General features: G+C 44.7%; 13 protein-coding genes. 2 read left to right on the top strand and 11 right to left on the bottom strand.

What is annotated here, in order from left to right; genetic code table 11:
- Positions 1–88: 88 nt before the first annotated feature.
- Entirely contained in the window at positions 89–934 is an 846-nt protein-coding gene (locus tag AB204_RS00695) for a DMT family transporter (RefSeq protein WP_047961476.1), read from the top strand.
- A gap of 54 nt (positions 935–988) precedes the next feature.
- On the opposite strand, the gene AB204_RS00690 is transcribed toward AB204_RS00695, so the two are convergent.
- The 3 genes from AB204_RS00690 to dnaK all read right to left on the bottom strand — a co-directional run bounded on the left by AB204_RS00690 (position 989) and on the right by dnaK (position 5,206).
- On the bottom strand, positions 989–1,807 hold the full coding sequence (locus tag AB204_RS00690) for a hypothetical protein (RefSeq protein ID WP_047961475.1): 819 nt from the start codon (positions 1,805–1,807) through the stop codon (positions 989–991).
- A 247-nt stretch (positions 1,808–2,054) separates the two neighbouring features.
- The gene (dnaJ, locus tag AB204_RS00685) at positions 2,055–3,191 is read right to left on the bottom strand and encodes a molecular chaperone DnaJ (RefSeq protein WP_047961474.1); all 1,137 of its coding nucleotides are present in this window, start codon (positions 3,189–3,191) and stop codon (positions 2,055–2,057) included.
- A 104-nt stretch (positions 3,192–3,295) separates the two neighbouring features.
- Positions 3,296–5,206, bottom strand: coding sequence for a molecular chaperone DnaK (dnaK, locus tag AB204_RS00680; protein ID WP_047961473.1), 1,911 nt, complete (start codon positions 5,204–5,206; stop codon positions 3,296–3,298).
- Positions 5,207–5,556: 350 nt separating this feature from the next.
- Between dnaK and satP the strand changes: the two genes are divergently transcribed.
- A complete protein-coding gene (gene satP / locus AB204_RS00675; protein ID WP_047961472.1) occupies positions 5,557–6,129 on the top strand; it encodes an acetate uptake transporter in 573 nt (190 codons plus the stop codon).
- Between the two features lie 72 nt (positions 6,130–6,201).
- On the opposite strand, the gene AB204_RS00670 is transcribed toward satP, so the two are convergent.
- The 8 genes from AB204_RS00670 to AB204_RS00635 form a co-directional block, all read right to left on the bottom strand.
- Positions 6,202–7,473, bottom strand: coding sequence for an MFS transporter (locus AB204_RS00670; protein WP_047961471.1), 1,272 nt, complete (start codon positions 7,471–7,473; stop codon positions 6,202–6,204).
- Between the two features lie 302 nt (positions 7,474–7,775).
- Positions 7,776–8,351, bottom strand: a complete 576-nt coding sequence (locus AB204_RS00665; RefSeq protein ID WP_047961470.1) for a flavoprotein — start codon at positions 8,349–8,351, stop codon at positions 7,776–7,778.
- Between the two features lie 21 nt (positions 8,352–8,372).
- Positions 8,373–9,230 carry a metallophosphoesterase family protein gene (locus AB204_RS00660; protein WP_047961469.1) on the bottom strand — a complete coding sequence of 286 codons (858 nt, stop codon included), beginning with the start codon at positions 9,228–9,230 and terminating at the stop codon, positions 8,373–8,375.
- 52 nt (positions 9,231–9,282) lie between these two features.
- Positions 9,283–9,747, bottom strand: coding sequence for a group II truncated hemoglobin (locus AB204_RS00655; protein WP_047961468.1), 465 nt, complete (start codon positions 9,745–9,747; stop codon positions 9,283–9,285).
- A 72-nt stretch (positions 9,748–9,819) separates the two neighbouring features.
- Entirely contained in the window at positions 9,820–10,689 is an 870-nt protein-coding gene (locus tag AB204_RS00650; protein WP_047961467.1) for a GNAT family N-acetyltransferase, read from the bottom strand.
- A 48-nt stretch (positions 10,690–10,737) separates the two neighbouring features.
- A complete protein-coding gene (locus AB204_RS00645; protein ID WP_047961466.1) occupies positions 10,738–11,874 on the bottom strand; it encodes an acyl-CoA dehydrogenase family protein in 1,137 nt (378 codons plus the stop codon).
- A gap of 36 nt (positions 11,875–11,910) precedes the next feature.
- On the bottom strand, positions 11,911–12,639 hold the full coding sequence (locus AB204_RS00640) for a thioesterase II family protein (RefSeq protein WP_047961465.1): 729 nt from the start codon (positions 12,637–12,639) through the stop codon (positions 11,911–11,913).
- A complete protein-coding gene (locus tag AB204_RS00635) occupies positions 12,629–14,290 on the bottom strand; it encodes a GMC family oxidoreductase (protein WP_047961464.1) in 1,662 nt (553 codons plus the stop codon). Before AB204_RS00635 ends, AB204_RS00640 begins: the two co-directional genes overlap by 11 nt.

The following is a 14,290-nucleotide window of genomic DNA, read 5'->3' as shown; positions in this document are numbered from 1 at the left end:
TAACATACTTTTCAATATTGATAAATTGCATTAGATAGTAGATGATGTTTTTATCACCTATTGTGTTAATAATTGAACAAAATACTTCATGACGACTTTACTTTTCTTGTTTGTCCTCTGTGCAGCCCTATTGCATGCCAGTTGGAATGCTTTAGTAAAGATTAGCGCTGATCGATTTTTGGGTATTTCAATTATCGTCTTTTTTGCCGGGTTGATTTCAACATCAGGATTATTCTGGGTAGGGTTGCCGGCATTCTCATCTCTACCGTGGTTGATATTATCCGCCATTCTGCATACTGGTTATTGTCTGTTTTTAAGCCGCTCTTATGCCACGGGAGATTTAAGTCAGGTATATCCGATTGCCAGAGGGTGTGCACCACTCATTACTGCCTTATTGAGTTGGTTAATTTTGCGGGAAACGTTACCCCCCTTAGCTATATTGGGAGTAGGGTTAATTATTGCAGGGATCATTTTGATTGCATTTCCACAAGGGAAAAAATCTTTTCGCTTAGATCGCAAGACATTGGTTGCAGCAATTATTACATCAGCATTTACTGCCTGTTATACCTTGTCTGATGGTGTCGGCTCCCGTACCAGCGATAATGCCTTAACCTATATTTTGTGGCTATTTGCTATTAATGGTTGGGTAATGGGTGTGATTATGTATTTCAAGTATTGGAATACGGCTGGAAAAAATATTCGTCAATACTGGAAGCAGGGTTTGATGGGAGGGCTGATGCAATTATTGAGTTATGGCATTGTTATTTGGGCAATGAGCCATGCTCCTATTGTACTGGTGGCTGCATTGCGAGAAACCAGTGTATTGTTTGCCATGTTATTGTCAGTTTTTATCTTGCGGGAACCGTTTAGCAAAATGCGATTATTAGCTTGTGTTGTGATTATTATTGGGATTGTTAGTACTAAGTTAGAGTAATGGGTCTCCAAGTATAAGTAGGAACTTGGAGACTCCAGTTCGTTTTGAGTAATTTCATAGGGTGGCATATTCAAATTTTGAGTGATTGATTACAACTGTACTATCTGGTTTTATAATAACCTGATGGTTCACCTGCATTGCAGTATTACGCATCATATTAAATGTATTTTCATATAAAGGATAACCCGGATTTTCCTGTAACGGACATTGTGATTTATATACTGAGGGGGTATGGGCATTTCCTAAAGCCAAATACTTGCCATCGGTTGCCCAGCTAATCATTTTATTTTGCCAATTGGCATTATAATGTTGAGATAAACAAACTATATTTGCCCATGGATCGCATATCCATGCTCCACTCGGAAGCTTATTATACGTTTTGTAGTATGAGTTTACTTGTTTATTTTGAGATTGATAATCAGAAGCATCTGGAGGGTAATAAAATATGATAAAACAATGGTCATAGCGTGATGTAGGGATGGGAGAAATAATCTCAATGTAAATAGATTGTATTTTTCCTGATGTATCTGTAGTAAAATATTTTTTATATAAATCATATATTTCATGCGCTCTTTTTGTAGCTAAATACATAAGTGCAGTAATAGATAATTCATTACAATTTCCGACCAATGACTGCTTAAGTTCTTTTTCTTTCATTATACAATCATATTTTTCTTTTATATTCCCAAAACGGTATAATTTACTTCTTAATGTTAAGAATTCCTGCTCTCTGGTCTGACTATTTTTTTTAGAATATCTTCTTTGCCGATCTTCTGATTGAAGCTCAGGATTAATATAAGAGATATTTGTGGTTTTACCTAGAAAAATAGAGTGAGAATACTTAATTGCTTGACGTAATATATCGCTAATCATTTTAACACCCTCATTATTATATTTAATTTATATTATTTAGTATAGGTATTCAAAATGATATTTTGAACTCTTTTTAAATAAAATGCAATGTTAGTAAAATAGTAATGTATTTAAAAATAGTTAATAAATTAAATAATTTAATTTATTAAAAATAAGGGAATTAATAAATAAAAAAATCCCCCTGAATATCAATAAATTACAAAAAAATCAGGAGGAATTATTATTAGATATCTTGCAAAGTATTAAATTACTTTGTCAAATCATCAAAAAACTTCTTCACGCCATCAAGGAAACTCTTGGAGCGAGGGCTATTGGTTTCACCGCTTTTCCCGCCAAAAGATTCTCCCAATTTGCGCATCAGTTCTTTTTGCTCTTCATTCAATTTAACTGGTGTTTCTACTACAACACGGCAGAGCAAATCACCTTGAACGCCACCACGAACAGATTTAACCCCTTTACCCTTCATGCGGAACAATTTACCCGTTTGGGTTTCCGCAGGGATTTTCAGGCTGACACGGCCATCAAGGGTAGGGACTTCTATTTCGCCACCTAATGCTGCGGTTGCAAAGTTGATCGGAACTTCACAATAGAGGTTGCTGCCATCACGCTCAAAAATATGGTGAGTTTTGACCTGAACCTGAACGTACAAATCGCCGGATGGCGCGCCGTGTTCACCCGCTTCACCTTCACCACTCAAGCGAATGCGATCACCGGTATCGACGCCTGAAGGGATCTTAACAGACAGGGTTTTGTATTTTTCAACGCGACCATGTCCATGACATTTACCGCAAGGATTTTTGATGATTTTCCCGCGACCATGACACTGAGGGCAAGGCTGTTGAACCGCGAAGAACCCTTGACGCATTTGTACTTGGCCTGCACCGTGACAGGTTGAACACGTTTCTGGGCTGGTGCCTGCTTTTGCTCCGCTGCCATGGCAGCTATCACAGGTTTCCAATGTCGGAATGCGGATCTCTTTGGTCACACCACGGACAGCTTCTTCCAGGGTTAATTCCATATTGTAACGCAGGTCTGAGCCACGGCTAGGACGCTGCTGACGGCGACCGCCCCCGAAAATATCTCCGAAAACGTCACCAAAGATATCGCTAAAGTCAGCTCCGCCACCGAAACCACCTGCGCCACCACCCATGCCACCATGCTCAAAGGCAGCATGACCATATTGGTCATAAGCAGCGCGTTTCTGAGAATCCGTCAGGATTTCATACGCTTCTTTAATTTCTTTGAATTTACTTTCTGCATCTTTATCGCCCTGATTACGGTCAGGGTGATATTTCATTGCCAGACGCTTATAGGCTTTTTTGATCTCTTTTTCGTCTGCGGTTTTGGAGACTCCCAAAACTTCGTAATAATCTTGTTTTGCCATCGTATTGTTTACCCTTAACACACACGCACGGGCGTAGAGTTACCTCAACGCCCGTGTCAGTTAACAAGTAACAGGCGCCCTGTTACTTTGCCCGCTAAGGGCTATTATTTTTTGTCTTTAACTTCTTCGAATTCAGCGTCTACAACGTCATCTTCTTTTTTCGCGTTGCTTGCGCCAGCGTCAGCAGCACCAGCCTGAGCTTGTTGCTGTGCGATTTCCAGCAGTTTTTTAGACGCTTCAACCAGAGCTTGGATCTTCGCTTCGATGTCAGCTTTGTCTTCGCCTTTCGCCGCAGTTTCCAGCTCAGAAGTTGCTTTCTCGATTGCTGCTTTATCGTCTGCAGTCAGTTTGTCACCCGCTTCTTCAACTTGTTTACGAGTGCCGTGAACCAGTTGGTCAGCCTGGTTACGAACCTGAACCAGCTCTTCAAACTTACGGTCAGCTTCTGCGTTTGCTTCTGCATCGCGTACCATCTGTTGGATTTCTTCTTCGTTCAGACCGGAAGAAGCCTTGATGGTGATGTTTTGCTCACGACCTGAATTTTTATCCTTCGCAGAAACGTGCAGGATACCGTCAGCATCGATATCGAAAGTTACTTCGATCTGCGGAGTGCCGCGCATTGCTGGCTGAATGCCATCCAGATTGAACTGGCCCAGAGATTTATTATCACCGGCACGTTTACGCTCACCTTGCAGTACGTGAATAGTTACCGCAGATTGGTTGTCTTCTGCTGTAGAGAACACTTGGCTATGTTTAGTTGGGATAGTGGTGTTCTTATTAATCAGGGAAGTCATCACGCCGCCCATGGTTTCAATACCCAGAGACAGTGGAGTTACGTCCAACAGCAGAACGTCTTTCACGTCACCTGCCAGTACGCCGCCCTGAACTGCCGCACCCATTGCAACAGCTTCGTCCGGGTTCACGTCTTTACGTGGCTCTTTGCCGAAGAAGTCTGCAACGGCTTTCTGAACCATTGGCATACGAGTCTGACCACCAACCAGAATAACGTCTTGAACGTCAGAGACAGACAGGCCAGCATCATTCAGAGCAACTTTCAGTGGCTCGATAGAACGTCTCACCAGATCTTCAACCAGTGATTCCAGTTTCGCACGAGTCACTTTAACGTTCATGTGCTTAGGACCCGTTGCATCTGCGGTGATGTATGGCAGGTTCACGTCAGTCTGCTGTGCAGAAGAAAGCTCGATTTTCGCTTTTTCTGCGGCTTCTTTCAGGCGCTGCATTGCCAGCGGATCGTTACGCAGGTCGATGCCTTGTTCTTTTTTGAACTCGTCAACCAGATAGTTGATCATACGGCTGTCGAAGTCTTCACCACCCAAGTGAGTATCACCGTTGGTTGCCAGAACTTCATAGGTTTTTTCGCCATCAACTTCGTCGATTTCGATGATAGAGATATCGAAAGTACCGCCACCCAAGTCATAAACAGCGATAGTGCGGTTGCCCACTTCTTTGTCCATACCATAAGCCAGAGCAGCAGCAGTAGGCTCATTGATGATACGCTTAACTTCCAGACCTGCGATACGGCCGGCATCTTTAGTTGCCTGACGCTGTGCATCGTTGAAGTAGGCAGGAACAGTAATAACTGCTTCGGTTACTGGCTCGCCCAGATAATCTTCTGCTGTTTTCTTCATCTTTTTCAGAACTTCAGCAGAAATCTGAGGTGGTGCCATTTTCTGGTCTTTCACTTCCAGCCATGCATCGCCATTATCCGCTGCCATGATTTTGTATGGCATGATGGATACGTCACGCTGAACTTCTTCGTCCTGAAAACGACGGCCGATCAAACGTTTGATGGCGAACAAAGTATTTTGCGGGTTAGTAACAGCCTGACGTTTAGCTGGTTGACCAACCAGAGTTTCACCATCCTGAGTATATGCGATGATTGAAGGTGTGGTACGGTCACCTTCGCTGTTTTCAAGCACACGAGCTGTCGTGCCGTCCATAATTGCTACACAAGAGTTGGTAGTTCCCAAGTCGATACCAATGATTTTACCCATCTAAACGCCTCCACAAAGAATTCATATATTCGGTCAAGTTACTAAGCTATATGAGGACGAATGTTTGCTTTTCAATGGCATTGATTGCCAGAAATTCCTCATTTGATGTTTTCAGTTGATACTGAAATATCCGTAGTAACTGTAGTTGATACTTAGATGGGGCCATTCATCGTATCATCAAGGGGCAGATTGAAAAAAAATTGAAGTTTAATGAAAAAATTTTTTCTAAGGCCATTGTGTAGTTGATGCCATCACATTATGATTCGCCGCCTTTTATAGTTTCTTGGTGAAATAAAGCGCCTTGATAACTTTTTTAATATTTTGTTTTATCTGTATTTTTCAGGGGAATTATGAACTCTAGTAAGTTGGCGAACCCAGGCCCGTTGGGTTTAATGGGTTTTGGTATGACGACCATTTTGTTGAATTTGCATAATGCAGGTTTTTTCCCATTGACGTCGGTCATTTTGAGCATGGGCATTTTTTACGGTGGGTTGGCTCAGGTGCTGGCAGGCATTTTTGAGTACAAAAAAGGAAACACTTTTGCTGCGACCGCCTTTACTTCTTACGGTATGTTTTGGTTGAGTCTGATTGGTTTGCTTTTCCTGCCGACAATGGGACTGGCAGAAGCAACCAGCCATGAATTCCTCGGCGTTTACCTCGCCTTGTGGGGAATTTTCACTTTGTTTATGTTCTTTGGTACGTTGAAGGCCAACCGCGTCCTGCAATTTGTGTTTGGCAGCCTGACTCTGCTGTTCGCATTATTGGCGATTGGTAATATCACGGGCAATGCCAGTATCTTGACTTTCGCGGGTTTTGAGGGCGTTATCTGTGGTGCGAGTGCTTTCTATCTGGCAATGGCTGAAGTTCTGAATGAACAATATGGCCGTACTATTTTGCCAATGGGTGAAGTGAAACACGCTTAACCGTTTTTAGACAGGATGAGCCCGAATACTCATCCTGTTTTATGTCATTTAGCCCACTTTGCCTGCTTTTTCTTATATTGCTTTTTTTCGCAAATAGAACCCCAATAAAATACCGACAGCCGATAACGTCATCATATAGTAGGCTGGTGCCAGTGAAGTATATTTCAATAGCAGGGTAACGAGGATCGGGGTCAGCCCACCAAAAATGGCATAGGCCAGGTTATATGAAAATGAAATGCCACTGAAACGTACTTCCGGCGGATAACTATTAACCATAACGTATGGTGCCGAGCTAATCACACCAACAGCTAAACCGGTAATGGCATAAACACTAAATAATTTGAGCGGTTCATCGCTGATATTATGATAGAAAAACCATGTCGCGGCAGCTAATAGAATACAGCCGACGATCAACACGATACCAGCGCCACATTTATCACATAAATACCCTACAAATATACAACTCACCGCTAACGAGATGATCGCAAGACTGTTTGCTTTCAGGGTAATTGATTGCTCCAGATGAAATACCGTCTGCATATAGGTGGGTGCCATCAAGATAATGACCACGATGCCAGCGGAAAGTAGCCATGTTAATAGCATTGAGATCGTGATGGCGCGTTTGTGATTAAAGATAACGGATTTTAGTGGCAGCTCTTCCGCCAGCGCTTTACGTTTCTGCATTTCCTTGAAGATAGGGGTTTCATGCAGCCAACGGCGCAGGTACATGGCACACAGACCGAAAACACCACCCAAAAAGAAGGGGAGACGCCATGCCCAATCCAGGACTTCCTGCTTGGTATAAATGGAAGTAATCATGGTTGCCACTAGAGAGCCAAACAAAATACCCATGGTCAACCCTGCTGTCAAAACGCCACAGGCAAAGCCTATGCGCTTATGAGGTACATGCTCTGCCACAAAGACCCATGCTCCGGGTACTTCTCCTCCAATCGCCGCTCCCTGCATGATTCGCATCAGCAAGAGCAGTACGGGAGCGGCAATGCCAATCGCATCATAGGTGGGCAGCATTCCAATGATCAGTGTTGGTACGGCCATCAGGAATATACTGAGTGAAAACATCTTCTTGCGCCCAATGAGATCACCAAAATGAGCCATGATGATCCCACCTAACGGTCGGGCTAAATAACCGGCAGCAAAAATACCAAATGTTTGTAGTTGTCTGAGCCATTCAGGTATATCCGCAGGGAAAAATAGTTCTCCAAGCGCAACGGCAAAGAAGACAAAGATAATAAAGTCGTAAAACTCCAGCGCACCACCCAAGGCGGCCAAAGACAGAGTTTTATAGTCCTGCCTGTTTAATGAACGATTTTGATGTTGTGACATAAGTTACCGATTTATAGTTATAAAATGAGGTTTTTTTATTATTATTTTCAATGAGTCTATTTTTATTGTGACGAATGAAAATAAAACTTATCCTATATTAAAAGGTGTTTATTCTGCAATTTTTTAAATGAAACGATTCTGTGATATGTAGCATAGGTTTGGGCAGAAGGAGAGCTTACGTCTGTATATCAGTTTGTATATCAGGAGAATTTTAAATGGAAGAATACTCAGCCCACACGTTGAATAATCTTTTATCAATTAAAGTGAGGAGTGCTCTTCCACAGCGATATTAATATCAGGGATTATTTTGCCAGATGTTGTTTCAGCAGTGATATAACCGTTTCAATATCCGGTAATGAGGGATGTCCCACCATACGTTGTAATGACGCGTCAAAATTTTCGTGCCAAACGGGATCAATCACAAAATAACCATCTTCTTGCAGCTGGGCAATATTGCGGAGGGTCGCCTTTTTTTCCCACATGACGCTTCCCATCACAGGGAAAAACAGCACCGGAAACGTGGAAGCCAGAACCACTGTCGTTAAACGGTTAGGTGCAGCACCTTGCGCAACGGCTGCCATCGTATTTGCGGTTGCAGGCAAAATTGCCATTACGTCGTGATCAGCCACAATGCGTGAAGGTTTGTCTGTTGGCCAATCGTGTGGTGATTCTCCGCTGATGACCCGGTCTGCATAGAGCGCAACAGTTGATGCGGGTAAAAAGGTGGTGGCACTGTTTGTCATCAATACCGTCAATGTACAGTCGATCGTTGCCTTAATTGCTGAAAGGTATTTTGGAAGGAGGGCAATATCCACTGACCCAGTTGCGCCAATTAAGATCCGGGATTTTATCTGTGGAATTATTTCATCATTTTTCATCGGTAAATTAGCCTCTTATTATTATAAAAATGGATGATTAGAGATTGTATTAGCGTGTTCCAGCAATCCATCTAGCTGCACTAAGTAAGAATCTCTACCATGTTCTTGCCATTCCCGCGGATATCCCAAAGAAACTTCCAAATGAGCAACATCTTGAATATATTCGAGATTAGGAATGTGTAAGTGTCCGTATACCACCATGCGAACTCCTTTTCTTGATGCCCACTGATGAGTTTTTTCACTGCCACACCAAATGGAAAATTCGGTATTGCGTAAAGATTCAAGTGGTTTTCGGAGAAGGGGAAAATGGCTTATAAGCACGATATTTTCACCGTCTGGAATAGCGTTTAAACGTTTTTCGGTATATTGGATACGTTCCCGGCACCAGTCGATAATATTTTTATGGGGGTAGGTTTTCAGAAAGAATTCGTCAGAGCTGATGACACCGCAACGACGGGCGCGTTCTATGGCCTGCTCCGCCGTATAGTCATCAATATTTCTGAATGAATAATCATATAGCGTAAAAATAGGGGCAATGGTAACGGTTGTACCATCCCCCATGCGGTAATGGCGAAACTCATCTTCAGGGGTGAGCACGTTATGCTGTCGGCAAATATTGACCAGATGTTCATAACGCAGTACGCCGGGTAACTTTAATTGATCTCTTGGCGTGCACCAGAGTTCATGATTCCCCGGCGTCCAGATGACTTGGGCAAACCGTTGGGAAAGCATACTGATGGCCCATGTAAAGTCTGATTCCTGCTCTGCAATATCACCTGCCAGCAGAAGCCAATCATCAGGTGTTGATGGCCTGAATGATTCGACTATAGCTCTATTTGTTGCATGAGATACATGTAAGTCACTGATAGCCAACAGCATGAGCTCACCTCTCTGTTTCTTATTTTCCTAACAACCTAAGCTTCCTGAAAAATCAGGGTGTTCCCGGAGGGGCTTCTCCCCATCCCCAGTTGGGCACGGTTTCACGACGTGAAGGAGCGGCATTGGGTTGGGAATTGGCTTCAGCCCTGCGTGAACCCCATTCGATATAACCTGCAAAGGCTGCACGAAATTCAGGATCAGATGGCAGGCCGATTTCATCAGCAGACTGCATCAGCAAGTCTACCCATCTTTTCCTTTGTTCTGGCTGAATGCTTCTGCCTCTGTGACGGCTTAACATAACTTTGAAGCCGCCGCGCTCATTGGTATAGCGCTTTTCGCCACCGAGCACTTCTTCCAACCACATGGCGACATGACCAGGATGATCGGATTTCATGTGTTGGAACAGCGGAGCGAGTAGCTCATCTTTTTCAACTTTGGCATAAAAGACGGTCATGAGTTTCATGAGGGCCTCACGACCTCCCATCCATTCAAATAAGGTCGGTGCTTCATTTGCCATAATATAACCTCTCATATGAATATATTTATTAATGATGTTGCGATTCAGGCAATGGCTATGTGTTGATATCCATTACCCCAACTCCAAAGACGCAATGGCCTTGACCTTATCTAACTGCCCCTTTGGGATGAGATTGCCTTTGTACATTCTGTATGTGTTAAAGAGCCCCTTTAGCCCATACTCGTTAGCCAGTTGGAGAAAGTCGTTGTTATCGGTTTCGGGAACATCCGCCGATACAGGTAAGCCATCAGAGATTTGCGCGAATGCGGTAAGAGCCAGCGTTTCAACAACGTCGGCATTGTCGGCATGGAAAGGGCCTATTCGGTAGCCATTTTGGGATCGCCTTATGCCTATGATCCCGGAAACTCCAGTTCTGGAATAAGTACAAAACCCATAACGTTCTTTTCCCCAAAACCAATTGGCAAGCAATGCGCCCCGATAAACGCCGGTGCATTCCGCATCATATTTGATGACTTCATCGATATTGGCTGGTGTGATCAGAATGGCACCTGCTGGTGGTGTGACTTTTTTCTGGATGGTTCCAGAAAGCCGGACATTACGATAATGTTTAACAAATCCTCTTTTTTCGTAGAGTGAGGTTTTATCCCAGTTACCATCACAGCCAATAGTGCGATGTTCTGCGTAATCCATAGACCATTTCCATATTTTCCCTGCACAAATACTATTGCGGAATTCCGGTGGGATGAGGAAGCTACCACCGAATGAGTAATGGTCTGAGTAACTTACCATCGACATTGATGCGATAGGTTGCATATTATGATAGGCGATAAAGAAAGCTTCTGGGTCTACATTAAAGAAACAAGCTGTATCGCCCGAACTAATATCCCAGTTTTCATTATTTGCCCAATTGAGAACGATAGAATTCCATTGACTGAGATTCACCGAACGGATGAGACACGTTTGAGTGCTCCTTTCATTCATAATCAATATATCCTCTCGAATAGGGTTGAGTACCAGTATGGTGTGGTCTTAAAGTCCAAGTGATTTACTGATGATTTCTTGCAGCACTTCACTGGTTCCACCGTAAATGGTCTGGGCACGGCTATTCAGCCAATTCTTGCCAGCAATGGAATCACGCAGGTAACCCAGCCCTCCGTGCAATTGCAGGCAACGATCTGCCACTTTCATTTGAAGTTCAGTTGTCCACCATTTGATGCGGGCGGCATCCACCAGGCTGAAAAGACCTTGGTTAAAGAGATCAACGGCGTTATCAAGGTAGACTCGGGCAATTTTTACTTCAGTATCTAATTGCGCGAGCATAAAACGGTTGTATTGAAAGGAGCCGATTGGTTGATTGAAGGCCGTTCTTTCTTTCACATATTCCAGTGTGCTCTGCAATATATGTTCTGCACTGGCAACCGCCACGGTTGAAATACTAAGGCGCTCGCGGGGCATCGCTGACATGAAGTAATAGTTACCGAGGTTTTCACGGCCAAGCAGGTTGGTAATGGGGACTTTGCAGTCATGGAAAAAGAGTTCAGCCGTGTCGCTGCCATTCCAGCCAATTTTCTTCAATGGCTCCCCTCTGGAGAATCCGGGCATATCCCGTTCTATTGCCAACAGGCTGATGCCCTGACCTTGTTGCCCTTGTTCTGTTTTTACAGCGACAACGATCAGATCCGCGTTGATACCATTGGTGATGTAAGTTTTGCCGCCATTGACCAGATAGTAATCACCCTGACGTGTAGCCACGGTTTTGATGTCTGCGGTGTTGGAACCCCCACCGGGTTCCGTCATGGCAATAGCCGCAACCCGTTTTCCGCTACACAATTCAGGCAGCCACCTTTTTTTCTGTTCCTCATTACCAAGGGCAAAAATATAGCTGGCAACAACATCATTATGAGCAACGATCCCCGGTACAGTCACACCTGATTTGATGAGTTCTTCTGTCAGAATTACCGCGAACCGATAATCGCTTTTTCCCAGTCCCCCAAATTCGGGAGTGACACTCATGCCTAATAAGCCAGACTGACCTAACTTCTCCCAAAAAGAGCGTTCAACCAGCCCATTTTCTTCCCACTTTTGATGTTCAGGTACGATTTCTCTTTCAAGAAATTCACGGCAGGATTTCCGGTAATTATCAAAATTATCAATCTCAATACGCATATTCACTCCTGATTCTTTGTCAGCCCATGGTTTTACTCAAATCGCCTTACTCAGCAGTATTTGTTTGATGACATCCCAGTGTTGGTAAACAGCAAAGTGACCCCCTTCAATGTGGGTGGGTGAAACATTGCCAGAGGTGTAATTTTTCCAGGCTTCCATGTCCGCCAAAGTGACATGAATATCGTGGGTAGCAGAAATCAGCACCAGTGGGTAATTCACCTGTATATTGCCAAGCTGGGGAAATTGGCTGCGTATCCGGTAATCACTGCGCAGTTGGCGGATGATGGGTTTTATTAACGCCGGTTCGTTCAAAATGGCTTCTGGCGTCCCTTGATCTTCTTTAGTTTTCTGAATCAATTGCTCATCTGTCCATTCATGCCGTTCATCTTCTGGCTGACGATGAGGAGGGACAGAGCTGGATACCACGCCAAATAGGGGAGAAATGCCATGGTTTTTCATTAATGCCTGACCCACCGCGATACTCAGCACACCGCCAAAGCTGTGGCCAAAGGTGATCCACTCTGTAATGCCCTGTGCCTGCTTCTGCTGAAAGTCGGCCCAAATATCTGATGCCAGTCGTTCAACCAGTGAATCGAGATCGTGAATTTCAGGCTCTTTAGCCAGATAACCACGACCAGGGATCGCAACGGGTTGTAAAATTGCGGATTTGGTTGTCATAAGATCATTTAGCCAAGGGCGATAAATGGCTGTTGTTGCCCCTGCATGTGGAAAGGCATAAATCACCCGCCTGCAATTAGTGTCCATTTGTTCTCCGATCGCTGGTGGTTTCTCTCTCTGCTTCTCTTTCTATTAAGAAGCTGACAATGCGTTCCGCAACCATAATGGTTGTCAGATTAGTTGGCATGGAGGGAATAGTGGGAAACAGGGAGGCATCAGCGACTGTCACGCCAGTAATACCATGCACCCGACCGTCTTCCTGTGTGGCGCTATCCGGATCACTACTGCTACCCATTCTGAGCGTTCCAGATGCATGCCAGCCAGGATTGACAAGGTTCTTGATTGCACTGTTCATGATTTCGTCATTATAAATCATGGAGTGTGACCAAAATTGTATGCCATCAAGGAAGGCATCCACTTCTGCATGGCGTAAAACCTCCCAAATTTTACGCACTCCCCCTACAAGGCGAGCGATATCGGATGGGGTACGGGTCAGCGGCAGATCAATTTGAGGCAATACCGTAGGCGTGGCGGAACTGATGAAGACCTGCCCTTGAATCTCCGGACGCATCAACATGACGGAAGCGCCAACCAACATTGGATAAGCAACACGATCTCTGAATCCCGGCACAGTGTCACTGGCAACATTGTTCAGCAAGCCGATTTGCACATCGACTTTTTCGTCATAACCGCTGCTAATGCGGGCAGCAATTTGTCGCCACGGCAGGCCCGTTGTACAGACACCTGCTTTAGGTAGCGCCCAGAGTACCACTGAGGCATGGTCAGTCAGGTTTCTGCCAACGGCAGGCACTTGTGCAACAATAGGGATACCTAATCTGCTCAGGTGTTCTGGATCTCCCACACCTGAGCGCTGCAATAACGTTGCCGAGCCAATTGCACCAGCGCAGAGAATAATCTGTCTGGCCTGATAAACCCGCTCTTCTCCTGCCTGAATGATTTTTATCCCTGAAGCGACGGTGTCGTTAAAAATGATCTGCGTGGCCAGTGCATCAGTCATCACGTGCAGATTTTCTCTGTTCAGGATCGGTTCAAGGTATGAACGATAAACATCCACTCTTTCTGCGCCATTAATGACATTGGCGGGCACGGGGCCGACGGCGGGATCTTCACCGATATTGAGATCATCGACATAAGGCACACCAAACTGCTCGCAGGCACGGGCAAAAGCCATATCAAGGGGATGGATCTCGCCATCCGGAGGTCTGCGCAGGCACATCGGTCCCTGTGAACCGTGGTTATCATCACCGATACGATCGGTATCATTTTCCAGATGCTTAAACCACGGTAGAACCTGTTCCCAAGACCAATTGGGGCAACCCATTTGGGCCCATTTATCGAAATCGCTCGGAAATCCTCTCAGGGCAATGGCACCGTTGACTGCGGAGGAACCACCAAGTACTTTCCCCACCCGATAATTGAACGGCTTGCGTTCCTTGTATTTGCGAGCCTGTTGCGTGTCATCTTGTATATGAGCGGGAGGGGCAATGAGAGCGGTGAACCGATCATCATTGCGCACATTGGCTTCGTAATCCCAGTTATATCCTTCCAATACCAGTCTTGACGCGTCTCTGAGTGGACTGGCGGGGTTGTGTACATCAGATTCGTGGCCTGCTTCAATCAGCAGTACGGATTTCATGCTGTTTTCAGACAGGCGTGATGCTGCCACGCATCCTGCTGAACCGCCACCTACCACGATATAATCGTATGTTTTGATCAT

The sequence above is a fragment of the Xenorhabdus khoisanae genome, assembly GCF_001037465.1.
Classification (GTDB): domain Bacteria; phylum Pseudomonadota; class Gammaproteobacteria; order Enterobacterales; family Enterobacteriaceae; genus Xenorhabdus; species Xenorhabdus khoisanae.
The sequence above is the reverse complement of the archived record's forward strand: the minus strand, read 5'-3'. Positions and strand labels throughout refer to the sequence as shown.

Excerpts from the sequence above, each read along its gene's own strand:
- AB204_RS00695 (WP_047961476.1), top strand. The coding sequence starts at position 89 with ATGACGACTTTACTTTTCTTGTTTGTCCTCTGTGCAGCCCTATTGCAT.
- AB204_RS00690 (WP_047961475.1), bottom strand. The coding sequence starts at position 1,807 with ATGATTAGCGATATATTACGTCAAGCAATTAAGTATTCTCACTCTATT.
- dnaJ (WP_047961474.1), bottom strand. The coding sequence starts at position 3,191 with ATGGCAAAACAAGATTATTACGAAGTTTTGGGAGTCTCCAAAACCGCA.
- dnaK (WP_047961473.1), bottom strand. The coding sequence starts at position 5,206 with ATGGGTAAAATCATTGGTATCGACTTGGGAACTACCAACTCTTGTGTA.
- satP (WP_047961472.1), top strand. The coding sequence starts at position 5,557 with ATGAACTCTAGTAAGTTGGCGAACCCAGGCCCGTTGGGTTTAATGGGT.
- AB204_RS00670 (WP_047961471.1), bottom strand. The coding sequence starts at position 7,473 with ATGTCACAACATCAAAATCGTTCATTAAACAGGCAGGACTATAAAACT.
- AB204_RS00665 (WP_047961470.1), bottom strand. The coding sequence starts at position 8,351 with ATGAAAAATGATGAAATAATTCCACAGATAAAATCCCGGATCTTAATT.
- AB204_RS00660 (WP_047961469.1), bottom strand. The coding sequence starts at position 9,230 with ATGCTGTTGGCTATCAGTGACTTACATGTATCTCATGCAACAAATAGA.
- AB204_RS00655 (WP_047961468.1), bottom strand. The coding sequence starts at position 9,747 with ATGGCAAATGAAGCACCGACCTTATTTGAATGGATGGGAGGTCGTGAG.
- AB204_RS00650 (WP_047961467.1), bottom strand. The coding sequence starts at position 10,689 with ATGAATGAAAGGAGCACTCAAACGTGTCTCATCCGTTCGGTGAATCTC.
- AB204_RS00645 (WP_047961466.1), bottom strand. The coding sequence starts at position 11,874 with ATGCGTATTGAGATTGATAATTTTGATAATTACCGGAAATCCTGCCGT.
- AB204_RS00640 (WP_047961465.1), bottom strand. The coding sequence starts at position 12,639 with ATGGACACTAATTGCAGGCGGGTGATTTATGCCTTTCCACATGCAGGG.
- AB204_RS00635 (WP_047961464.1), bottom strand. The coding sequence starts at position 14,290 with ATGATCAAAACATACGATTATATCGTGGTAGGTGGCGGTTCAGCAGGA.